The sequence below is a fragment of the Kribbella sp. NPDC051952 genome (assembly GCF_040680855.1).
Taxonomy (GTDB): Bacteria; Actinomycetota; Actinomycetes; order Propionibacteriales; family Kribbellaceae; genus Kribbella.
In genome coordinates this window covers 14,429-36,632 of sequence record NZ_JBFAXQ010000039.1, presented here as the reverse complement: position 1 = coordinate 36,632, position 22,204 = coordinate 14,429, and the positions used below count along the sequence as shown (strand labels likewise).

General features: G+C 65.1%; 20 protein-coding genes, 1 tRNA gene and 1 pseudogene. 19 read left to right on the top strand and 3 right to left on the bottom strand.

Annotation, left to right across the window (positions count from 1 at the left end; all coding sequences use genetic code 11):
- Positions 1-127: 127 nt before the first annotated feature.
- From AB0L70_RS38840 to AB0L70_RS38780, 13 genes and pseudogenes are all read left to right on the top strand, one after another.
- Entirely contained in the window at positions 128-322 is a 195-nt protein-coding gene (locus AB0L70_RS38840; protein ID WP_363691897.1) for a hypothetical protein, read from the top strand.
- A 7-nt stretch (positions 323-329) separates the two neighbouring features.
- Positions 330-848: a DUF6879 family protein gene (locus AB0L70_RS38835; RefSeq protein WP_363691896.1), complete on the top strand. Its 519-nt coding sequence runs from the start codon at positions 330-332 to the stop codon at positions 846-848.
- Entirely contained in the window at positions 829-1,692 is an 864-nt protein-coding gene (locus AB0L70_RS38830) for a helix-turn-helix transcriptional regulator (RefSeq protein ID WP_363691895.1), read from the top strand. The genes AB0L70_RS38835 and AB0L70_RS38830 overlap by 20 nt, the downstream gene beginning before the upstream one ends.
- Positions 1,693-1,872: 180 nt before the next feature.
- Complete coding sequence (locus AB0L70_RS38825; protein ID WP_363691894.1) at positions 1,873-2,211, top strand: hypothetical protein; 339 nt, start codon at positions 1,873-1,875, stop codon at positions 2,209-2,211.
- 186 nt (positions 2,212-2,397) lie between these two features.
- A complete protein-coding gene (locus AB0L70_RS38820; RefSeq protein ID WP_363691893.1) occupies positions 2,398-2,670 on the top strand; it encodes a YciI family protein in 273 nt (90 codons plus the stop codon).
- Positions 2,667-3,860, top strand: a complete 1,194-nt coding sequence (locus AB0L70_RS38815) for an RNA polymerase sigma factor (protein WP_363691892.1) — start codon at positions 2,667-2,669, stop codon at positions 3,858-3,860. The genes AB0L70_RS38820 and AB0L70_RS38815 overlap by 4 nt, the downstream gene beginning before the upstream one ends.
- Positions 3,861-3,967: 107 nt before the next feature.
- Complete coding sequence (locus tag AB0L70_RS38810; protein ID WP_363691891.1) at positions 3,968-4,699, top strand: methylenetetrahydrofolate reductase; 732 nt, start codon at positions 3,968-3,970, stop codon at positions 4,697-4,699.
- Positions 4,700-4,899: 200 nt separating this feature from the next.
- A pseudogene (locus AB0L70_RS38805) lies at positions 4,900-5,133 on the top strand (4Fe-4S binding protein); the annotation flags it as partial.
- Between the two features lie 134 nt (positions 5,134-5,267).
- Positions 5,268-5,765, top strand: coding sequence for an NADH-quinone oxidoreductase subunit J (locus AB0L70_RS38800; RefSeq protein WP_363691890.1), 498 nt, complete (start codon positions 5,268-5,270; stop codon positions 5,763-5,765).
- A 1-nt stretch (position 5,766) separates the two neighbouring features.
- On the top strand, positions 5,767-6,102 hold the full coding sequence (gene nuoK / locus AB0L70_RS38795; protein ID WP_363691889.1) for an NADH-quinone oxidoreductase subunit NuoK: 336 nt from the start codon (positions 5,767-5,769) through the stop codon (positions 6,100-6,102).
- Positions 6,099-7,868, top strand: coding sequence for an NADH-quinone oxidoreductase subunit L (locus AB0L70_RS38790; RefSeq protein ID WP_363691888.1), 1,770 nt, complete (start codon positions 6,099-6,101; stop codon positions 7,866-7,868). The genes nuoK and AB0L70_RS38790 overlap by 4 nt, the downstream gene beginning before the upstream one ends.
- Positions 7,865-9,394, top strand: a complete 1,530-nt coding sequence (locus tag AB0L70_RS38785) for an NADH-quinone oxidoreductase subunit M (RefSeq protein WP_363691887.1) — start codon at positions 7,865-7,867, stop codon at positions 9,392-9,394. Before AB0L70_RS38790 ends, AB0L70_RS38785 begins: the two co-directional genes overlap by 4 nt.
- Positions 9,391-10,842: an NADH-quinone oxidoreductase subunit N gene (locus AB0L70_RS38780; RefSeq protein ID WP_363691886.1), complete on the top strand. Its 1,452-nt coding sequence runs from the start codon at positions 9,391-9,393 to the stop codon at positions 10,840-10,842. Before AB0L70_RS38785 ends, AB0L70_RS38780 begins: the two co-directional genes overlap by 4 nt.
- A 451-nt stretch (positions 10,843-11,293) precedes the next feature.
- Here the strand turns inward: AB0L70_RS38780 and AB0L70_RS38775 are convergent, their stop codons facing one another.
- Together AB0L70_RS38775 and AB0L70_RS38770 are read right to left on the bottom strand one after the other, a co-directional pair.
- A complete protein-coding gene (locus AB0L70_RS38775; RefSeq protein ID WP_363691885.1) occupies positions 11,294-13,531 on the bottom strand; it encodes a PQQ-binding-like beta-propeller repeat protein in 2,238 nt (745 codons plus the stop codon).
- Positions 13,532-13,624: 93 nt separating this feature from the next.
- A complete protein-coding gene (locus AB0L70_RS38770) occupies positions 13,625-14,416 on the bottom strand; it encodes a methyltransferase domain-containing protein (RefSeq protein ID WP_363691884.1) in 792 nt (263 codons plus the stop codon).
- A gap of 1,077 nt (positions 14,417-15,493) precedes the next feature.
- On the opposite strand from AB0L70_RS38770, the gene AB0L70_RS38765 reads away from it, so the two are divergent.
- The 4 genes from AB0L70_RS38765 (at position 15,494) to AB0L70_RS38750 (ending at position 19,763) form a co-directional block, all read left to right on the top strand.
- Positions 15,494-15,850 (top strand): hypothetical protein, encoded by a 357-nt coding sequence (locus AB0L70_RS38765; RefSeq protein ID WP_363691883.1) that lies wholly within the window; start codon positions 15,494-15,496, stop codon positions 15,848-15,850.
- The gene (locus AB0L70_RS38760; protein WP_363691882.1) at positions 15,850-18,360 is read left to right on the top strand and encodes a hypothetical protein; all 2,511 of its coding nucleotides are present in this window, start codon (positions 15,850-15,852) and stop codon (positions 18,358-18,360) included. The genes AB0L70_RS38765 and AB0L70_RS38760 overlap by 1 nt, the downstream gene beginning before the upstream one ends.
- Positions 18,361-18,960: 600 nt before the next feature.
- Entirely contained in the window at positions 18,961-19,419 is a 459-nt protein-coding gene (locus AB0L70_RS38755; RefSeq protein WP_363691881.1) for a hypothetical protein, read from the top strand.
- On the top strand, positions 19,416-19,763 hold the full coding sequence (locus AB0L70_RS38750; RefSeq protein ID WP_363691880.1) for a hypothetical protein: 348 nt from the start codon (positions 19,416-19,418) through the stop codon (positions 19,761-19,763). The genes AB0L70_RS38755 and AB0L70_RS38750 overlap by 4 nt, the downstream gene beginning before the upstream one ends.
- 112 nt (positions 19,764-19,875) lie before the next feature.
- Here the strand turns inward: AB0L70_RS38750 and AB0L70_RS38745 are convergent.
- Positions 19,876-19,961 (bottom strand) — tRNA-Tyr (locus AB0L70_RS38745).
- Positions 19,962-20,043: 82 nt separating this feature from the next.
- Between AB0L70_RS38745 and AB0L70_RS38740 the strand changes: the two genes are divergently transcribed.
- Both AB0L70_RS38740 and AB0L70_RS38735 read left to right on the top strand, forming a co-directional pair.
- Positions 20,044-20,535, top strand: a complete 492-nt coding sequence (locus tag AB0L70_RS38740) for a YajQ family cyclic di-GMP-binding protein (protein WP_363691879.1) — start codon at positions 20,044-20,046, stop codon at positions 20,533-20,535.
- A 117-nt stretch (positions 20,536-20,652) separates the two neighbouring features.
- Positions 20,653-22,197, top strand: a complete 1,545-nt coding sequence (locus AB0L70_RS38735) for a hypothetical protein (RefSeq protein WP_363691878.1) — start codon at positions 20,653-20,655, stop codon at positions 22,195-22,197.
- Positions 22,198-22,204: the final 7 nt, after the last annotated feature.

Here is a 22,204-nt window from a genome sequence, read left to right as displayed (position 1 = left end):
GCCCCGACGCGCGCGAGTCAGTCACAGGACTTGTTGCTCGCAACATCTCGCAACATCCGTTGACGGCAACAGGGCGGAACTACAGACTTGGGGTCGGCAATATTTCGCAATCACCTGGGGAGATATCATGCGCCTTGCTTTGGTTGCCGGTGATCCTGATTCCGTGCCGGACAATTCACCGACGCTGTACAAGACAGATCGTGGTAGCTGGGTTGTGCAGGGCTGGGTCGTGAGCGATCCGGAGGCGCTGGCCCAGTTGAATGTGCCTGAAGGTGAGACCGTCGTTGAGATTCCGGATCGCATGATCCCGTTCTTCAAGTAGGAGGATCGTGCCGGAGCTTACGTACGAAGAGTTTCAAGGGATCATCGCGTCGGCGAAGCGGAGCGTCGCTCACCTCGAAACCCGTGACTCGTACGGGACTTCCACAGAGATACCGCATATCGCGAGATGGGAGGCAGGGGAGCCGGACGATCTGGAATGGCTGCAGGAGTGGTGCGCGACAGTTCGTGAGCACGTTCGGAATGGCCACAGCGTGCGGAGGGCGAAGATTGTTTCCGAGCCGCTGAGCCAGTACCAGCGTTGGGTCTACGGCGTGTTCGGACCGATGGTCGAAGCGGGCGAGGACGTCCGATGGGTTCCGCGGCGGCTGGTGTCGTCGATCGCGTTGCCGGGCAACGACTGCTACGTCGTCGATGACGAGCTGGTGATCTTCCTCCACTACGCAGGATCAGGACTCAACACGTCGCTCGAGACCTCGACCAAGCAGGATGACCTCGATCTGTGCAGGGCCGCTTTCGACGAAGTGTGGGCGCTGGGCATCCCGCACCGTGAGTACAAGCCCGAATAGCGCGGCGAGGAAGGCACAGGAGGCGCTCGGCCTCCGCCTCCGAGAACTGCGCAGAGAGGCCGGCCTGACCGGTCGCGCGCTTGCCGCCGCGGCCGGCTGGCATTTCACACGCGTCAGCAAGATTGAGAACGGAGTTCAGGCGCCAACCGATCTGGACATCCGGGTGTGGTGCGCAGCCTGCGAGGCAGAGGAACAGGTTGGCGATCTGATCGCACAGGCGCGGTCGATTCAGTCCATGTACATGGAGTTCCGTCATCGGACCCGCTCTGGCATGAAGCAGCTCATGCTCTCGCCGATCCCGCTCTACGAGCGCACCGCGCAGTTTCGCATCTATGAGCACAACGCGATCCCCGGCATCTTCCAGACGCCGAGCTACGCACGGGCGATGCTGACGTTCTGGTTCGGCTTCCTGAACATCCAGAACGATCTCGATGAGTCGGTTGCTGCACGGATGCAGCGTCAGGCCGTCCTCTACCAGACCACGAAGACGTTTGCCGTCGTACTGGAAGAGGCTGCGTTGTACACACGGTTCGGTCGTCAGGACGCGATGGCCGGCCAACTCGATCGTCTGCTGACAGTGATGACCATGCCCAATATCTCGCTCGGGATCGTGCCGAGGACGGTCGACCGCGAAGTGATCGGTACAGCCGGTTTCTGGATGTTCGATGACAAGCTCGTCAAGTTGGAGACGCCGACGGCGAGTATCGAGGTGAGCCAACCGCAAGAAATCGCGCTCTATGCACGAATGTTCGACACATTGCGAGAGCCCGCCGTTTACGGCCGCGAGGCACGAAGGTTGATCGTCAAGGCGCAGGATGAGATCTCGCAACATCCGGCAACCTAGTAGAGCTCAGAAATTGGAGCGTCTTACGGTCGACGAATGAATACAGCAATGCTCGTATTGACGGTCGCGACCACCGTTCTTGCCGGCTTAATGGTGCGGGACATCTTGCGGGATCTCGAGGGCCGATAGGAAGTGAGTACCGCCGAGGATTGCCTGAGCGACGGTGTGGGCGGACCTGAGTTGCCGTTGGCGCTCGGTTACATGCGGCGGCATCTGCTGGTAGTCGACTCTGAAGTGCATCGCACGAAGGAGCGGCTCGGCCACTTCGCCCAGGCCTCGGGTCTCCGGCTTGGCGGCGTGTACGTCGAGGTGATCGAGACCTGGCCCGCAGCCTTCGAGATGTTGCTACAGGCGGCCTTGGTCGAGAAACCGCGAGCGCTGATCGTTCCGAGCGTGATCCACCTTGCTGCGCTTGGAGCTCCTGTGAGCATCAAGCAACACATTGAAAGGCTCACCGGTGCCCGGGTCCTGGCGGCGAGTGATGTTGTGTCCTACCTGCCCGGTGCGGCGGCGTCTTGATACCTCTGAATCGGCGTCGCCGCGCCGTCCCATCACCGGAATCGGGTGTCGTTGCCTGTCGATTTGGGGGTGGGGGGTTCGTATAGGGGTGAGGACAGAGATCGGGAGGTTGGGATGAGTCAGTACTTGCTTAGTATTTATCAGCCTGATGGGGCGCCGCCTCCGCCTGAGGTGTTGGGGCCGATCATGCGGGAGTTGGAGAGTCTCAACGGGGAGATGCGGGCGGCGGGGGTGTGGGTGTTTGCGGTGGGGTTGCATCCGCCGGAGACGGCGACTGTTTTGAAGGCTTCCAATGATGAGGTGCTGGTGACGGATGGGCCGTTTACCGAGGGTAAGGAGCATCTGGGTGGGTTCACCGTCATCGAGGTGGAGGATCTTGATGCGGCGTTGGGGTGGGCGCGGCGGTTGGCGAAGGTGTTGAGTCCGTTGTCGATCGAGGTCAGGCCGTCGCAGTCGTGACTCCGGACGTTGCCGGGGTGTTCCGGGCTGAGCACGGGCGGGCGGTTGCTGTGCTGACCCGGGTGTTCGGGGACCTCGAGATCGCCGAGGACGCCGTACAGGACGCGTTCGCGGCGGCGATCGAGAAGTGGCCGGAGTCCGGCGTACCGCCTAGTCCGGCGGGGTGGATCATCACGACCGCTCGGAACCGGGCGATCGACCGTCTCAGGCGGGAGTCGGCCCGGGCGGACAAGCATGCCCAGGCGGCGCTGTTGCACGCGCAGGACGAACCAGTGGAGGAGGGCGCCGTGCACGACGACCGCCTCCGGTTGATCTTCACGTGCTGCCACCCGGCGCTGGCCCTCAACGTTCGTGTCGCGCTGACGCTGCGCATGCTCGGCGGGCTGACGACGCCCGAGATCGCCCGCGCGTTCCTCGTACCTGAGCCGACGATGGCGCAGCGGCTCGTCCGCGCGAAGGCGAAGATCCGCGCGGCCGGCATCCCGTACCGCGTCCCGTACGAAGCCGATCTGCCCGAGCGCGTCCGCGGCGTACTGGCCGTGGTCTACCTGATCTTCAACGAGGGGTACGCCGCCTCATCCGGCGAAAGCCTCGTCCGTGACGAACTGAGCGAGGAGGCGATCCGCCTCGGCCGCCTCCTGGTCGAACTGATGCCCGATGAGCCCGAGGCCGTCGGCCTGCTCGCCCTCATGCTCCTCCAGCACTCGCGCCGCCCCGCGCGTGTCACGCCGACCGGCGAGCTGATCCGGCTCCCGGACCAGGACCGCGGCCTGTGGGACCGAGCGCTGATTGCCGAAGGCCAGGAGTTGGTACGTCGTTGCCTCCGCCGCAACCAGCCCGGTCCGTATCAACTCCAGGCCGCGATCAACGCCGTTCACTCGGACGCTGCGTCCGCCGACGAGACCGATTGGCGGCAGATCCTGCAGCTCTACAACCACCTACTGACCATCGAGCCGACCCCGATCGTCGCCCTCAACCGCGCCGTCGCGGTCGCCGAGGTCGACGGCCCAGCCGCGGCCCTCAAGCTGATCGACGAGCTCGACCTCGGCTCGTACTACCTCTTCCACGCCATCCGCGCCGACCTCCTGACCACATTGGGCCGCCGTGACGAGGCGCGCGCCGCCTACGCAACAGCCCTCGACCTGACCTCCAACGAGGCCGAACAAAACTTCCTCCGCGAACGACTCTGAAACGGCCGAAACTCCCACATCGGATTCCAGCACCTGAGCGGTCCGGGTGGAGCAGCCGAAGATTAAGTAAGGTCCGACGCGTGCCGGGATTTGAGTTGGTTTGTGAGGTGGAGCCGCCCACGCGGCCGGACCTGAAGAAGGTGCGGCATCAGATCGGGGTGATGAGCCCGATCGCGGACGCGTTCCTGATCCCCGACAACCACATCGGCCGCGCGACCGTATCCAGTGTCGCGGTCGCGAACGAGGTCCAGGCGATGGGCTCGCGCGGCATCGCCTGCCTCAACTCGCGGGACCGCAACCTCCTCGGGTTCAAACGAGACCTCCTGACGGCCGCGGCGTACGGCGTGGAGCAGTTCCTCTTCGTCCACGGTGACGACCCCGCCGAGGGCGCCCGGACCAGCCAGCTCACCGTCCGGACGATGATCGATCAGGCGCGACAGACGGCGTACCCGGGCTGCAACCCGTTCCAGGTCGGCGCCGCCACCCGGCTGCGGCCGGTCCCGGGCTGGAAGGCGGAGGCGGACTTCCTCTACGTCCAGGTCAGCTATGACTTGGACGAGTTGCTCCGCTGGCGGGAGAGCGTCGTACTGGACATCCCCGTGTACGCCGGAGTCATGGTGCTCGCGTCCGCCAAGATGGCCCACAACCTGGCCTCCCTGCCGCAGCTGAACATCCCGGAGACCCTGATCGACGCCGTCGAGCGGGACCGTGACGCCGGCGTCGACCATGCCTGTGAGCAGATTCTCAAGATCCGCGACTCCGGCGCGTTCGACGGCGTACACCTGATCCCGGTCAGCCGCTACCGCCAGGTCGCGGCCCGCCTCGAGCGCGAACTCTGACCTGCCGGGTCGCACCGGATCGGGCCGGAACCGACTAGTCTCCTGCAAGCAGGGTTGTACTGACGGGAGGTGGGAGCGTGGCGTTACCTGGCAAGGGGTTGATCGAGGGGCTGAAGGTCACGGCGAAGACGCTGGCCCGCCGGTCCGTCACCGAGCAGTACCCCGATGTCCAGCCGGAGTTGCCGCCGCGCAGCCGGGGCGTGATCGCGCTGCTGGAGGAGAACTGCACCTCCTGCATGCTGTGCGCCCGGGAGTGCCCGAGTTGGTGCATCTACATCGACTCGCACACCGAGACCGCGCCGTCGGTCGGTGAGCAGGCCCGCGAGCGCAGCCGGAACGTGCTGGACCGGTTCGCGATCGACTTCAGCCTGTGCATGTACTGCGGGATCTGCATCGAGGCCTGCCCGTTCGACGCGCTGTTCTGGTCGCCGGAGTTCGAGTACGCCGAGACCGACCTGCGGAACCTCACCCACGAGAAGGAACGCCTCCGCGACTGGATGTGGACGGTCCCCGCACCGCAGCCGATCGACCCGGGCCCCACCGTCACCCCTGCGCCGGAGGACAAGGCGTGACAACTGTTCTCTTCAGCGTTGCGGGAGTCATCGCCCTCATCGCCGCCGTCATCGTCGTCACCTCTCGCCGGATCGTGCACGCAGCGCTCTGGCTGGTCGTTGCCCTCGGCGCCGTCGCCGGTTGCTTCGGCGCACTGCACGCCGAGTTCGTCGCGCTGGTCCAGATTCTCGTGTACGTCGGCGCCATCGTCGTACTGGTCCTCTTCGCACTGATGTTGACCAAGGCACCGACCAATCCACTGCCCGGCGCAACTACCGGCCGCAGCCCGTTCGCGGCCGCGGTCGCGGCGGTCCTGGCTGTGCTCCTCGGAGTCGGGGTGATTCTTGCCTTCGGCAACGAGAAGATCAAGCCGGTTCACGACGGATCCGCACGGGCCGTCGGTACGGCGGTCTTCAAGGACTGGGTGCTTCCGTTCGAGGTCCTGTCCGTTCTCCTGCTCGCCGCGCTGATCGGCGCGATCGCGTTGTCCCAGCGGAAGACGGAGGACGACTGACATGCCGTTGATCCTCCCGCTCCTGCTGGCCGTCGCACTCTTCTGCATCGGCGTGTACGGCGTCCTTGCGCGCCGCAACGCGATCACGCTGCTGATGTCGTTCGAGCTGATGCTCAACGCGGTCAACCTCAACCTGGTTGCCTTCGACGCCTGGCGGGTGAACGACGCCACCGGCCAGACGATGGCCGTCTTCGTCATCACGCTGGCCGCGGCCGAGATCGGGCTCGGCCTGGCGATCGTGTTGCTGCTCTTCCGCGGCCACGGCTCAGTGGACGCCGACGCGGCACGTGACCTGGTCGAGCAGGACGCCGCCGTGGAGCCGGAGAAGGCCTCGTGATCGCGACCGTCTGGCGGGTGGCCGGCGTCGGCTTCTCCCTACTGATCATCTTGATGGCCGGTCTGCTGTACGGCGCCGACCCGGGCCAGGCTGATTTCCTGAACTCGACCGTCGGCGACCTCACCATCGGTTTCGCCGTACGGACCGACGATCTCACTGTCCTGCTGCTCGCGGTCGTCGGCGTGATCGCGACCTGCGTCCAGGTCTACTCGCTCGGATACCTGCACCAGCGGGCCGCGTCGTACCACGCGCTCGTCACGCTCTTCACGGCCGCGATGGTGACCGTCGTCGTCTCGGATAGCCTGTTCTTCCTGCTGATCGGGTGGGAGGTGATGGGTGCCTGTTCGTACCTGCTGATCAGTCACTACTGGGAGCGGCGCGACGCTCGGTCCGGCGCAGTCAAGGCGTTCCTGATGACCCGGCTCGGCGATGTCGGATTCCTGTTCGGCATCTTCGTGCTCGGTGTTGGTGCCGGGACGTTCCGGATCTCGGAGCTCGACCCAGCCGCGATCTCGCCCGGCGTACTCACCACCGGGACCCTCCTGCTGCTGGTTGGCGTGGTCGGCAAGTCGGCCCAGGTTCCCTTGCAGACCTGGCTTCCGGACGCGATGCCCGGCCCGAGCCCGGTCAGCGCCCTGATCCACGCGGCCACGATGGTTGCCGCCGGCGTCTTCCTGATCGCCCGGCTCTACAACGTCTTCTCCGCCTCCGAGACCACGATGACGGTGCTCGCCGTGATCGCCTGCGTGACCATGCTCTTCGCCGCCCTCTGCGCGATGGCCGCGGTCGAGGTGAAGCGGGTGCTCGCCTGGTCGACCGTCAGCCAACTCGCGATCATGTTCTCCGCACTCTCCCTGGGTACGGCGGAAGGACGGCACGCAGCGCTCTTCCACCTGGTCACGCACGCCGCGTTCAAGGGACTACTGTTCCTCTGCGCCGGTGTGCTGCTCCACCAGGTTGGCAGCGCGGCTTTCGTCGTACTGCGTCGCTACACCCGGCGCGGGCGGTTGCGGAACGCGCTGCGGGTCACGTTCATCACGATGACGGTCGGGCTGGCCGCACTGGCCGGCGTACCCGGTTTTGCCGGCTTCTTCTCCAAGGACACGATCCTCGAGGCGGCCTGGGAGCACGGGCGGCACGACGGCTCGGTCGTCGGTTGGATCGTGCTCGGATCGGTTGGCCTGACGGCTGCGCTGACCGCCTTCTACTGCACGCGGATGTGGTTGTGGGTGTTCTTCCGGACGCCCGCGCTCGCCGGTGCGGTCGGGGCCTTCGAGGACGACGACGCCGCGATCGCCGACCTCGACGAGCCCGACACGACCAAGCTGCGGGACGCGCCGTGGGTGATGCTCACGCCGCTGATCCTGCTCGCGCTCGCCGCGATCGGTCTCGGGTACGCCGATGGTGTCCACCTGAACTGGGTGATCGGGCTGGTGTCGGTCGCGCTCGTCCTGCTCGGTGCGCTGCCGGCGTACTCGCTGTGGTCGCGGGGTGCGGATCCGCGGCCGGTCGTGCTGGAGCGTGAGTTCGGCGTGGATGCGGCGTACGGCGGGCTGTTCGTCGTACCCATTAGCCGGCTGGCTCGTTTGACCGTCGCGGGGGATCGAGACGTCATCGGGGGATATGTGCGCGCGGCTGGACGGACCGGGACGCTGGTGTCGCAGGGCATGCGCCGGTTGCAGACCGGGAACGTGCAGACGTACCTGACCGCGGCCGTGATCGGTGTGGTCGCGCTGGCTGTGCTGGCTGGGGTGATCGGCTCGTGAACGCAATCCTGCTGGGGATTCTGCTGCTGCCCATTCTCTCCGCGCTCGCCCTGTGGGCGACCCCGGCGGGGATCGGTGATCGGCTCGCTGCGTCGTACGGATCCGTGGTCTCGGGGCTCGTGCTGATCGGGTCTTTGCTGCTCTGGCCGCGGACCGAGGGGTGGTTCGCTTATACGCCGTTGTCCAGTGACGTGATCGGGGAGAACGCGCGGCCGATGCGGGCCGTGACCGACGTACCGTGGATTCCGTCGCTCGGCGTGCGGTTCCACGTCGCGGTGGACTCGATCTCGATGCCGCTGATCGTGCTGACGGCGCTGCTGACGTTCCTGTGCTGCCTGTACTCGTTGAAGATCACGCCGCGAATCGGGCGGACCCGGTCGCTGATCGCGCTGCTGCTGGTGATCGAGGCCGGCGTGATCGGCACGTTCTCGGCGATGGATCTGGTGCTGTTCTTCGTCTGCTTCGAGATCGTGCTGATCCCGATGTGGCTGATCATCGACATCTGGGGCGACGATCACGACCCGGCCGGGCGGAAGCGGGCCGCGAACACTTTCGTGTTGATGACGGTGCTTGGGTCGGCGCTGATGCTGCTTGGGTTCCTGCTCGTGTACCGGCAGGCGGGGACTTTTGACATCGTTCAGTTGAGCAACAATCCGGTGCGCGGCGGGCATGGGATCGCGCTCGCGGCCGCGTTGCTGATCGCGGTCGGGCTCGCGGTGAAGGTGCCGTTGTGGCCGCTGCACATCTGGCTGCCGGACGCGCATGCGAAGGCGCCCACGGTCGGGTCCGTTTTGCTGGCCGGCGTACTGCTGAAGCTGGGGACGTACGGGCTGATCCGGATCCTGGTCCCGGTGTTGCCGGATGCGGTTGTGACGATCGCGCCATACCTGGCTGGGTTCTCCGTGGTCGCGATCATCGCCGGGTCGCTGGCGTGCTTGGCGCAGACGGATGTGAAGCGGCTGATCGCGTACTCGAGCGTCGGGCACATGGGGTTCATCGGGCTCGGGATCGCGACGCTGTCGCCGGCTGGGATGCGGGGGGCGCTGTTCGCGAACATTGCGCATGGGATCATCACCGGGCTGCTGTTCTTCCTCGCGGGTGCGATCAAGGACCGGCACGACACCAGCGATCTAAGGGTGATCGGACGGGCTTTGTACGCACGGCTCCCGCGGATCGGGGCGTTGTTGACGTTCGCCTGCCTGGCGTCGCTCGGACTGCCGGGGCTGGCTGGGTTCTGGGGCGAGATGCTGGTGCTGCTGGGCTCCTACCGCCCTGCTGATTCGTTGCCTCGGACAACGTATTTGGTGTTCATGGTGATCGCTGGGCTCGGGACTGTGCTGACTGCGGCGTACTTCCTCCGCCTGGTGCGCAACCTGTGTCAGGGTGATCCGGCCGAGAATCCGGCGGCCGCGTTCGCCGTGGATCTGAGCCGGATCGAGCTGATCACCTGGGCGCCGTTGATCGCGCTGACCGTTCTCCTCGGTGTGTGGCCGGGGCTCCTTCTGCAGCAGTGGGGTGCCCTGTGACGCTCACCTGGACCGACTGGCAGGCGATCGCCGTACCGCTGGTGCTGGCGATCGGTGCTGTCGCCGTACTGTTGATCGACGGCTTCTGGCGGAGTGCTCCGCAGCAGCTTCGGCATACGGTGATCACGCTGCTCACGGGTGCTGTGATTCTGTTCGGGCTGGTGTTCGTGTGGGCACAGCGGGATGACTTCAAGCCCGCGTTCTGCCGGCCGGCGGTGGAGGGGCCGGCGGAGTGTTCGCTGGTGTTCGAGCCGTTGACGGCTGGGCTGTGGGCCGTCCTGCTGATCGGCGGGCTTGGGGTTGTCGGGCTGTCGGCGTACCGGCTGTTGGCTTCGGATATCCCGATCGGTGAGTATCACTTCCTCCTGCTGAGCGTGCTGGTCGGCGCGACCGTGCTTGCCGGGTCGCGCGACCTCGCGACGATGGTGATTGGGCTGGAGGTCGTGTCGCTGCCGAGCTTCGCGATGGTCGCGCTGCGGCGGGATCGGCGTGGATCCGAGGGCGCGCTGAAGGCGTTCCTGGTGTCGGTGCTGTCGACCGCTGTGATGCTGTTCGGGATCTCCTACCTGTACGGGGTGACTGGGTCGCTGTATCTGTCCACGATCGCTAATCGGCTGACCGGGTTGGACCCTTCGCTGTCGCGGGTCGCTTTCGCGGCGGGGCTGTTTGTGATTGTCGGGTTCGCTTTCAAGATCGCGGCGGTCCCCTTCCATGCCTGGCTGCCGGACACGTACGTCGGTGCGCCGGTTGAGGTCACCGCCTTCCTCGCGGTCGTATCGAAGTCGGCCGGGGTCGCGGGTCTGCTCGTCCTCGTGACGGCCGGGGTCGCGCCGGATGGGTCGTCGCTGCGAACGGTCGTCGCGATCCTCGCGGCTGTGACGATGACGGTCGGGAACCTCGCTGCCCTTCGCCAGGTCGAGGCGGTGCGACTGCTGGCGTGGTCGTCGATCGGTCAGGTCGGGTTCTTGCTCGCGCCGCTTGCAGTTGGCGATGCGCAGGCGGTTGTCGGGTATATGGCGGCGTACGTCGTAGTCACGCTTGGGGCGTTTGGTTCGGTCGCTGTGGTCCAGCGCTACCGGCCGGGCGGTCTGCTGTCCGACTACCGCGGCATGGTGCGGTCCGAGCCGGGGTTGGCGGCCGCTTTGATCTTCTTCTTGGTCGTCCTTGCCGGTCTCCCGCCGGGCCTGGCGGGTCTCTTCACCAAGTTCGCCGCGTTCCAGGCGGTTATCGACGCTCACCTGGGTTGGCTGGCCATCGTGATGGCCCTCAATGTCATGATCGGCCTGGCCGTCTACCTCCGCTGGGTCGCCGAACTCTTCCGCCTCCCCGCCGACGACCCCTTCTCGGTAGACATCGAGTCCCCAGCGGTCGCCATGATCTCCCTCTGCGCCGCCACAGCCGCCGTAATCTCCATCCTCCCCAGCACCCTCTTCTCCCTCGCCACGTAAGAACCGGGGAGAGCTCACGCGGGGGTTGAAGAGCCCCACGCGAGCCCCACGCGCGCTCCTGCGCCGCGTGCTGCGCGGCCGCTCCCACCCGCCCGGTGCGCGCGCTGTCGCGCTTCATCGACCACCCCGTGGTTGCGGGGTGCTCGTACTTGCTCGCGTTCACGCACGTCGGGTGAAAGGCCCACGCAACCGCCACGCGCCTCCTTCGTCGCGTGCTGCGCGGCCACTCCCACCCGCCCGGTGCACGCGCTGTCGCGCTTCATCGACCACCCCGTGGTTGCGGGGTGCTCGTACTTGCTCGCGTTCACGCACGTCGGGTGAAAGGCCCCACGCGCCCTTGCACGCGCTGTCGCGCTTCATCGACCAACCCGTGGTGCCAGCTGCTCGTACGACCTGCCAGCGCGAGCACTACGTCGCCCCCGCGGGTGGCAGCTGCTCGTGTTTCGTTCGTCTACCGGAGGGCGACGATTGAGCGGCCGCTGATGGCTAGGAGTTGGTTGCCGGCGGCTACTATGCCGCGGTCGCACTTGATGGACTTGGGTAGCTGGGTGGTCTTGTGCTCGCTGAGTGAGGTGAGCTGGCAGGTGTCCGAGACCTGGTTCATGAAGATCAGGCGCCCGTCGGTCGTGACGGCGTACGGGTCGCCGTACCGCGCCGGCATCGTCGCCGTCCACACCACGCGTCCGGTGTCGGCGTCGATCGCGGTCGCGACGGTTCCGCTGTACACCTCGGCCTTGCTCGGGCAGCTGATCAGTACGACGAAATTGCCCGCCGTCTCGACCTTCGGCGGGCAGGCCCACGTGGTCGGCATCGGCCAGCGCCACTTCACGTCACCCGACCGCGGCTGTACGCCGACCAGCATGCCGCGCCCGGACACGGGGGAGCCCGACTCAGGCTCGACGCCGACGACCGATCCGCCGACCGCGGTCAGGCCGCCCAGCGACGTGCTCTGATGGCTCCACAGTTGTTTGCCGTTCTTCAGGTTCAGACCGACGAGCTCGTCGGGGTCACCGCAGCTGCGGCTCAGATGGGCGACGACAGTGTCCGCCGTGGCGGCCGCGCTGATGCCCGTGCAGGTCCCCGGCTCGTAGGTCCAGCGGTTCGAGCCGTCGACGTTCGTTCCGTACAGCTTGTCCGAGCCCTTGCTCACCGTCCGGCCCGTGACCAGCGGATCCAGGTTGTCGATGGTGTAGTCCTTGGTCCGCCCAGGCCAGGCCGCTGTCCGTCGACCGGTGTCGGCGTCGAGTACGAAGTACCCGAGATCATCGAAGTCGGCGAGCAGCGCCTGCCCGCCGCTCACGGCGTACAGACGCGGTTGTACGTCGGAATCCGCCCGCGCGTACCGCCAACGCACCTGACCGGTCGCCGGGTCGAGCATCTCGATCGTCCCGATCTGGCGGGAGACGGCAATCCCGAACCGGGTGGCGACCATGTCCCGCAGGCTGTCGCTCGCCCGGCCTGCCGCGGTGGTCCACCCGACCTCGCCGGTCAGCTCCGAACGTACGTTCTGCCCGGCCGGCTGGTGCTGTCCTTCCAGTTGCTCGTTCGCGCTGAGCAGGTACGCGCGCTGCACCGGGTTGATCACGAAGATCGTCGCCAGCACGATCACAGCGACCGCGCCGAACCCGGCCAGCACCTGGCCGCGGTTCCGCGGTCGAACGGGGTCGCGAGTGAGGAGGGAGGCGCCGAGCGCGGCGGCACCGGCGACGACGAGCAGGACCGCTGACGCGACCATCAGCGGGACGCGCTGGCCGACCCCGGAACCCTCGCTGGTCTCCGGAGTGACGATCCAGACCGCGACGGCCGCCACGACACCGGCGGCGATCACCAGGCCGGCAACGATCCGGCCCGAGCGGGCGGACCGGGTCGCGCACCAGTAGACGGTCGGCACCGCGCACAGCGCCAGTACGGTCAGCACGACTGACGGCCAGACGGAGTCCTCGTCGTACTCCGGAACTCGCCAAGGCGATCGGGCTGCCCCGAACGCGGCGACGAAGGCGACGAGGGCCGTCACGAGGGCGCCGACGACCAGAGCCGCCCGCTGCCATCCACGCCAGGGCGCCGGGAGCAGGGCGTCCAGAGTTGCGTACTCGGCCTCGAGGTTGGCCCGCGCGTCCGCCTCGAACCTCTCCTGCGCATGCCCGGTCCGGTAGATCGGCGATTTCAGCAGCTTGCGGACTTCGTCGTACCGGCGCTTGACCTCGGTGAAGGGCTCGGGTGACTCGGTCCCGCGTTCGGCATCCCGACGTACCTCGGCGGCGTGGGTTATGTAGTGGTCGCTCGCCAGCACGGCGTTGACGGCATCGAGCAGTACGTCGGCATTCGCGTCCTGCGCCTTGATCTCCCCGATCCCACCGGTCAGCCGGACGAGCCGAGCGACCTCCGCGGTCCGGGCCGGGCTGACGCCGTACGCCGGAAGAAGCCGCTCAGCCAACCGCGCCGAAGCCTCCGCGTCCTCGGTCGGCGTCCACCCCGACTCGTGGTCGGCCCGGTGAAACCACACAGCCAACTCAACCGCAGCCGCATCTGTACTCAGCTGATCCAACGCCTCCAACGCAGTCAGAACGATCCCGACGTACCGATCCCGGTACGCGTTCCTGCCCTTCTGCGTGTATCGCGCCACCAACTCGTCGGCCAACGCCCCCGCATCCGGGACAACGTCCCGCCACAACTCCCGCAACCCAGCCACCCACAGATCCTGACAGACACCGGGTCCGTGAGCTGAGCTTGGTAGCGGGGTCAGATGTGCGGAGAATCGACGGCCTCACACTGGACACGGGGCCTAGTGCGGCTTGAGGGTCTTGGTGGCGAAGTAGCCGGGTAGCCAGCCGGCGGTTATCTCCGAGTGGTGTGGGGCCTCGGTGAAGGCGGTGATGGCGAAGCCTGCGGCGGTCTGGCCGCCGATCTGCTCGGTGAGCGTGTGGCTGTACTCCAGCGGCGAGTCGGCGCCCCACAGCCGCTCCCGCTCTCCTGGCTCCAGATGGGTGAGGTCGCTGTACGGGAGGCGATGCCGTACGACGAGTTCGCCGCGCGTGTCCATCGCGTCCGCGTCGAAGAGGTAGACGTCCGGGTTGACGAAGCCGGACAGCAGCGTGCCGCCCGGCCTCAGCACGCGGTGGCACTCCCGCCAGACCGGGGCCAGCTCGGGGATGAAGAGGTTGGAGACCGGGTGCACAACCAGGTCGAACGAGGCGTCCGGGAACACGCTCAGGTCGCGCGCATCGCCGAGCACGGTACGCACGTCGAGCCCGTCCCGCGCGGCGACCATTTCGTCCTGCGCGAGCTGCCCGGGTGAGTTGTCGAAGACGGTCACCCGCGCGCCGGCCGCGGCGAGCACCGGACCCTGCTGCCCGCCGCCGGAGGCGAGGCAGAGCACGTCGCAGGCGGTGAGGTCCGAAGGAAACCAGGTGGGGTCGACCGGCTCGTACCCGATCAGCACGATGGACCACTCACCGGCCCGCGCCTTCGCGACCACCTCGGGTGTCACCGGCCGCGACCACTCGTTGCCCTTCTCCACCTCGCGGTCCCACGCGCGGCGGTTGTGGGCGACAGGATCTGTGTACGGCTCGCTCATGCGCCGAATGCTAGCCCCGCCGGCCATCCACCTCCGCCGCATTTCCGGCCGATGATGCCGCGACATGACGATGGCCCCTGGTCTGCGTTTCCGCAGGTCAGGGGCCATTCTCATGCTTACGAGAAGCGTGTGGCGGGTGCAGGGTTCGAACCTGCGTAGGGCATACGCCGACAGATTTACAGCCCAGGCCACGAAAGCCGTCTGACCAGCCAATACGCCACTTGCTGGCGCCCTGAGGGCATGGCTCGGGCGCGCCTACTCCTTCTTGCAAGGTCGAGGCCCGCACTTACGCCGCCTTGATCAGTGTCGACCTGGCCAGTTCGAGGTGCGTCTCTCGTCGGCCGAGAGTCCAGAACCGTGGAGGCGCACGAGTTGCATGGTTGGCCCCAGGTGACCGCTGCACCCGTCTGGCGAGCTTCCCGTCGGTCGCCCAAGTCGCTCGGGCGAACCCACGAGGCGGCCAGCCTCGCACCCGGACTGCGATGGGGGCGGGTCACGAGTGACCTCGGTCACTTCGACCGATACGCTACCTACCCGACGGCGCCGAGAGCGCCGCCCACCGCAAGAGTCTGTGGAGAGTAAGTGGGCCGACGGGAAGCGTTCTGGACGGCAGTCGTCGGCGTCGGTCTTCTTTGGGTCGGCCAGGTGGGTGGCCTCGCGCTCGATAGGGCAGCTGGCCTGGATAAGTGGCCCGGCCCGCTCGACTACGTCCGACAGCATTCGTGGTGGTTCGTAGCTGGCACGACGGTCGCTCTGACGGCACTCATCCTCCTGGGACGGCGCTGGGTCGATCGAGGACAAGTAGCCAGTGGCGCTGGGCCCACGATTAACCTACAGGGCTCAACCTTCAACGGGCCCGTCGCGCTGTCGCAAGGCGCAGGCGCGCCGGCTACGAGCACATCGCCGCCACCCGCTGAGGAGCTAGCGCAACCGCAACTCGAGAGGGAGCCACGGTCGCAACCAGTGGTCCTCTTTTACGCGTCCCCATTCCTCGACGGCTCCTGGCGTCAGAGACTTCTGACCACAGCAAGGGCTGTCAACCCAGACGCACTATGCGTTCGGCTTGAAGAGCAGAACATGAAGCTCTCGAACGTCACTGCGATCGTAATTGCGTTCTCCGCGGCTCAACAGGCGCTGGTCAGGAAGCGGACGCTCGCCAAGATGAGAAGTGCCAGGGAGAGCTATCCCGAAACCCCGCTGATCTTGGCTGCCGTGGACTTCGCAGATGAGCCGATAACGACCGAGGACGGTCACCGCCTCCTGCAGGCGGCGGGCTATGATCTAGACGACGCCCAGTTCATCATCTGCGCCACAGAAGAAGAATTTCAGTCGAGTCTCTCCTCGCATTTGCTATTTACAGTGGAAGTCGAAAGTATGCAAGCCCTCTTAGACCGGGCCCGGAATACCCGCATCTCTGACCGGGAGATTGAGTGATGACGAGCGGTAACGGCGACCTTCACATCGAGTGGCTCGTAGCTTGCCTGTCACCCGGAGACGTGGCGCCACATCCGAATTTCAAGAGCGACAGTGCGAACGGCGCAGAACTACTTGCGCTCGTGGTTCAGTTCCAGTGGCAGGAATATGCGACCTATCGCGACCTCTCGGAGGACGGGCAAGAGAACCAGCCTGGAACTCCAATCGAGCGGTATGCAATTCCAGACGCCGCACGGCAGGCTCTTGAGTCTGTAAGCATCCTGGAGGGCCTTGACCGCTTGGTCGCCGAGGCGGAAGATGACGAGTTGGCATTGGGAGAACGGGCGGCAGCCGCTCTTCTCGCGGCGGTATCGAGCAGCGAACTTGACAAGCCGGACGCTTACGTCAGCTTACTCGCGGAACTCGCTTCAGTTATCCAGAATAGTAGCCTCGGTGGATCCTCTTCACGTAATTTGGCGACCGGAATACTACTTCAACAATGTGCCTTGCAATCCCTGCAGTCTGGTCGGAAATCAGAAGCGCGCGCGTTTGCGAGCAGGGTAGTTGAGACTCTCGCCGACCTAGATGGCGAGTGGGACGATTTCGCCGTCTCTAGAGGCATCAGCTGGACTGCGGCCGCTTCTCAGCGTCGACTGAGCGAACTAACAACGAGTAATGCGCGGTCCCTTCTCGTAAATACCGGAGATCACCTCGACCGATCGTGGACCGAGATCGTGAGGGCTCCGTTCCCGAATGCAGCTGTACGCCCTGTACAGGATGCATTGTCAGCCATGACCACAGTCGTCGATGAGGTATTCAAACAGAAGTACTCCTCCAGGGGGAGACAGAGCATCGTCCTCGGAGGTGGCGATAGTGCGCTTCAACTCCTGTACTCATCGCTGCTAAATGCCGAAGTAACAGGAAATATGGCGCGCACGGCACGCCTTCGCCAGACAATGGGAAACGTGTTTGCCATTAGATTGTCAGGCGAACCGAATTACGAAGAATGGCATGAAGAGGCGATTCGACTATTCAGGCAGGGAGATTCTGAGGATCACCTCCGTCCGTTCCTTGATAATCTGAGAGCTCAAGGTTCATTCGCGACCATCAAGATCGCGGCTGAGAGACTTATCGATACGCGAAATGGCCAGGACTTTATTACTAGTGCGGATCTAGCTCTGATCGACTTTGCGGCCGATCTGATTTCGACGCTACACTCTGACCGGGGCCTAGGGTTAGCCATCAGGTATGCCGGCCAGAACGCGAGCGGTCGGGTCAAAGGTTCACACGCGGCTGACTGGTCACTCGTTGAAAAATCACTCAAGACCGCCAATGCGATCGTTTCTGGAAATCGCAAGGTCGATATGGAGTACATTGCTTCATCGGCCCTGAAATTGGTCGACTTCCCGACATCTGCAGCGGATCAGTTGATATTTTCCGCTTTGGCCAGATTGGCATCGAACATCAACTGGGCGGCCGTCTCAGCGGATGTTCGCACGGAATGGGCCGAAACCGTGAGGGTTGCAAGTCAGTCGCCAAACGTTCTTGCGATTGATTGCACACGAGTGTACGCAGCGCTTGACGCCCCGAAGCCCAAGGAGGTGCTTTCCAGACTTGATGGGCTTGAGCACGTCGCGGCATCGGTGGAGGGCTTGCTTGGTGAACCAGCATCGAGTGCAGATCTGGACAAGGCCGTCGAAACGGTTGGAAGCACATTAGATTCGATGCGGCAAGATGCTGCAAATGGCGTCTATTCAGGATACACTTGGTCGCCGCTCGCGTTGGCGACCTATCTCATTGCATCCCATGGCAGAACAGACCTTTGGCCTCGCCTGACGGGAGCATTGACCGACCCCATGTTGCCTAATGACGGAAAGCTCGATGCTCTAGATGTCCTGATGCATCATGCTTGGTCACTTAAACTGCCCCCTGAGGTCAAGTCCGAGTTGGCCTCGAAGAGTATCCCGTGGGCAGGCCAGGGCCCAGACCATACGTTTTTCGCACTGCCGGAGGGGCAATTCGACGCCGCGTGTCGGAGCTTCTACCTAGCGTTCGATATCGGCACACCCGAAAAAATGCAGATGGCAACTCTGCGCGACGTTGCTTCAAGGGAAAGCAGAGTACGCGCTGAGGCTGCACGGACCTGCTTTTTTGCGGCGGTCAGCGCGCCGGCCCTGGAATGGCCGGAAATTATCCTGATGCAGCTGTCTCACGATCAGGACCCTCGCGTCATGCGCAATGCTTCTAAATGGCTGGCCTACCTCAGCGTGCTGCCGGATTTGGCCTTAAAAAGAGCGGTAGCCGACCGCGTCTCTTCGCTACTTGGTAGGCCGGGTCTTGCTGTGGCGCTCGGGGCTTTGGACGGCTTGGCCGCGGCGAGACGTGATCAGGCGCTCTCTCCCGATGCTCTATGGTGCGAGCAGGAGGTACGTGCACTATTCGACTTCCATGGTTCGCGAATAGTCAGGGATTCGGCTGAGGCCGTACTCAATCTTTATGGCCGTAGGCCGACAGTGGAGCGTCGAGAGTGATCAGCTCAGGGAAGGTGCACTTGCAAAATACGATCCACGAATTTCTTGATTTCCTGGGTGCTAGGTCAGAGGTTCGAATTCACGGAGAACCCAGTCCCATCGGAAATTCTCGGCGACTTGATCTCCTGTGCCCGATACAACAGGCTTGAGCGATGCGGCCGAGCCGTCATGGGGATCGATCACTCGCACTCCCGCGTAGCGGAGCACGGCCAGCGACGCGAGCCAGGCCGGGTGGCCGGCTAGGTCGTCCTTTGTCAAACGGGATTGCTGCGATGGGGGTGCGAGAGCCGAGTGCGGCGCACAGGATCGTGAGCGGATAGGTGTTCGCGCTGCCGTTCGCCCAGGCGTTGAGCGTATTGAAAGTAGTCGGCACCACAGCCACCGCGTCTGCTTTCGGCGTGCGCTTAGGCCGGCGAAGCCATACCACCGCAGGAGTACGACACTACGATCACCTGGCTGAAGCGCCACACGTTCGACCTGTCGGAGGTCGCGCAAAGCGAAACCCTCCGAGGAGCGCTCGACCGGCTCGCGACGAAGCGGGACGGAAAGGCAGCGGCGGCGAAAACGATCACCAGGCGACGGGCCACGCTGCATGGCGCATTGCAGTACGCCGTCGAACTCGATCTACTGCCCGCGAACCCACTGGACAACCTCCACTGGGATTCACAGCAGAGCAGCGATCGAGTCGATCGCCGGCTGTTGCCGAACCGCCAAGCGGTAGCTCGCCTGCTCGCGGCGATCGGAGAATCCAACCCGTCGTTGGAGACCTACTTCGCCTGCCTGTACTACGCCGCGATGCGACCGGCCGAAGCGCGACACCTGAGCACAGACAACCTGATCAGCCTGCCGGAACACGGTTCGGGCGAGCTACTGCTGGACGGCTCAACTCAGCAAACCGGCAGACGGTGGACGGACGACGGCGAGGTCCGCCAGGAACGAACCCTCAAGCATCGAGCCGAGAACACCACGCGACGAGTGCCCGCGCCACCAGCCCTTGTGCAGGCCCTACGAAGCCACGTAGAGCGCTTTGGACCCGGCCTGACGGTCACCTCTTCGTGACTCGCGCAGGTCGGCTCGGGCGTCCACTGCCGGCGGCCTACTGCACGCCCGTTCACCCGAACACCGTCACCCGAACCTGGGCGAAGGCACGTGCGAAGGTCCTCACCGCGGACCAGATCGCGAAGCGCCACGCCGCCCGTCCGTATGACCTTCGGCATGCGGGGATCACCTTCCAGCTCAACGCCGGCGTCCCCGCCACCCAAGTAGCTGAGTGGGCGGGCAACTCGGTCAAGATGGTCATGGAGGTCTACGCCGGGTGCATCGACGGCCAGACCAGCACGGCCCTCAAGCGCCTGATGGCCGCGACGGACGAGGACGAGGCAGGACCGGTCCCAACTTCCTAGGGCACGAATAGGGCACACAGGGCCGTAGATTCCCGGATCTGGCTGGACACTGCCGGACACAGCAAGAGAGCCTCTGGTCTGCGTTTCCGCAGGTCAGAGGCTCTTTTCTAGCTGGTGGCGGGTGCAGGGTTCGAACCTGCGTAGGCATACGCCGACAGATTTACAGTCTGCTCCCTTTGGCCGCTCGGGCAACCCGCCAGGGTGGTGCTGGTTCGTGAACCGGCGTGGGAGACGATACAACAGAGGGTGCCCCTGACAGCAAATCGGAAAGGAACTGCCCATGGCTTCGGAGTCCTCCTTCGACATTGTGAACAAGGTCGATCACCAGGAGGTGGACAACGCCGTGAACCAGGCGGCGAAGGAGATCAGCCAGCGGTTCGACTTCAAGAACGTGGACGCGGGCATCAAGCTGTCCGGTGAGGCGATCGACATGCAGGCCAACACCGAGGAGCGGGTGAACGCGGTCCTCGACGTACTCAAGGACAAGCTGGTCAAGCGGCAGATCTCGCTCAAGGGGCTGCAGGCCGACGACCCGAAGCTGTCCGGCAAGGTCTACAAGATCAACGCCACGATCGACGCCGGCATCAGCCAGGAGAACGCGAAGAAGCTGTCCAAGCTGATCCGCGACGAGGGTCCGAAGGGCGTCAAGGCGCAGATCCAGGGCGACGAGCTCCGGGTCAGCAGCAAGAGCCGCGACGACCTGCAGGCCGTCCAGGCCCTGATCAAGGGCGAGGACCTCGAGTTCGCCGTCCAGTTCGTCAACTACCGCTGAGCTCCGGCCCGGTAATCGGCTCGCTTCGGCGGACCGTTGCCGGGCATGCTGGCGGCCCTTGCCACGCACCGTGACGGCTGATATCACTGTGCGCACGGAGCGCAAGGGGGATGTCAGGTGGGGGAGATCAACGCGGCGTGGATGGTTCGTGCCGGCCGGAGTGGGGAGCGGGCCGAGGCCGCCATCGCCGAAGGGCTTGCTATCGCGGGCTGGGTCGAGCTGGGCGACCTGTCAGAGGTCAAGACAAGGTCCGAGCTGCGTGAAGTCGTGCGAGCGTCATATCCCGATCGAGGTAACACAGTAATCGGCAACTGGACGGGCCAGCTCTGGCGGTTCATCTCCCGCATCCAGGTCGGAGATCTGCTGGTCCTGCCGCGAAACAGCGACCAGATCGCTATCGGTACGGTGACCGGCGCGTACGAGTACCGCGCGGCGGCCGACCCGAATCTTCGTCATGTCCGTCCGGTGAAGTGGTTCCGCACCGATGTGTCGCGGGCGGACGACGTGCTCCCCGATCTGCAGAACTCGATGGGTTCTCTGCTCACCGTGTTCGGGTTGAAGAGACATGACGCCGTGCGGCGGATCCAGCATCTTGCGGAGACCGGTACAGATCCTGGCCAGGACCAGTCCGAGTCCGGTGGTGGCGGACCGGCCAACCGGGATGAACTGCTGGACCAAGCCGCGAAGGGCGAAGGTGAGGCGCCTAAGCTCACGATTCGTCAGCTGCTCGGCTTGTGGAACACGGGCCGGCGGACCGTAGGAACCGTGGCGGCGATCGAGTCCGATCTGGCAGATCGCGGGCTGACGACGGTCCCGCCGTTCACCGAGGGCTGGATCGACAACACTATTCGTCTCGTCCCCATCAGTACGGAGCCTGAACCTACGGACGGACCCGCGGCCGTCGAGCCAAGTCGCGACATTCCGACTGCGGATGAACTCCCGGCAGTCTCCTTGCGAGTCGGCGATCTGGAGTCGGCGAACAGCCCGGTCATGGGTGTCGACTCCGAGCAGTCGCTGGACGCGGCTATCACGCTGATGCTGGCCAACGACTTCTCCCAGCTGGCGGTCCACGACTCGGCGGGCGGCGTGCGCGCTGTGAGCTGGGAGTCGGTCGCCCGGGCCAGCGTGGCCTACCCGAACGTGACGCTTGCCCACGCGACTGTCGGCGCTCGCATCGTCGACTACGACGCAGACCTGCTGGCGCAGGTCGACGAGATCTACGAGTTCGGGTACGTCCTCGTTCGCGGCCCGGACCGCGTCTCCATCACCGGTATCGTCACGACGGCGGACCTGACCTTGCAGTTCGCGTCGATGGCTCGCCCGATCGCCTTGATCGAGGAAGTCGAGCGTCGGCTGCGGCGACGTGCAGATGAGGCCTTCACCCTGGAGGAACTGCGCGCGGGGGCCAGCAGCCCGAACCGAATCAGGTCGGCCGCAGACCTCATGTTGGGGGCCTACGACAACCGACTTCTGGCGACGGAGGAGTCATTCCGTCGGATGGGGTGGCGGCTCGATCACACGCTCTTCCTCAACTCGCTCACGGCCGTGCGACGTATCCGCAACGAGCTGATGCACTTCTCGACGGACCCGTTGACCCCGGAGCAGATGCAGTCCATCCAGGGCTTGGTCAACATGCTTCGTACGGTCGACCCGCGCGCCTAAGTCAAAC

Bases quoted from the DNA above. Each gene is read 5' to 3' on its own strand.
- AB0L70_RS38840 (WP_363691897.1), top strand. From the start codon at position 128: ATGCGCCTTGCTTTGGTTGCCGGTGATCCTGATTCCGTGCCGGACAAT.
- AB0L70_RS38820 (WP_363691893.1), top strand. From the start codon at position 2,398: ATGCGGGAGTTGGAGAGTCTCAACGGGGAGATGCGGGCGGCGGGGGTG.
- nuoK (WP_363691889.1), top strand. From the start codon at position 5,767: ATGCCGTTGATCCTCCCGCTCCTGCTGGCCGTCGCACTCTTCTGCATC.
- AB0L70_RS38770 (WP_363691884.1), bottom strand. From the start codon at position 14,416: ATGAGCGAGCCGTACACAGATCCTGTCGCCCACAACCGCCGCGCGTGG.
- AB0L70_RS38765 (WP_363691883.1), top strand. From the start codon at position 15,494: ATGAAGCTCTCGAACGTCACTGCGATCGTAATTGCGTTCTCCGCGGCT.
- AB0L70_RS38760 (WP_363691882.1), top strand. From the start codon at position 15,850: ATGACGAGCGGTAACGGCGACCTTCACATCGAGTGGCTCGTAGCTTGC.
- AB0L70_RS38740 (WP_363691879.1), top strand. From the start codon at position 20,044: ATGGCTTCGGAGTCCTCCTTCGACATTGTGAACAAGGTCGATCACCAG.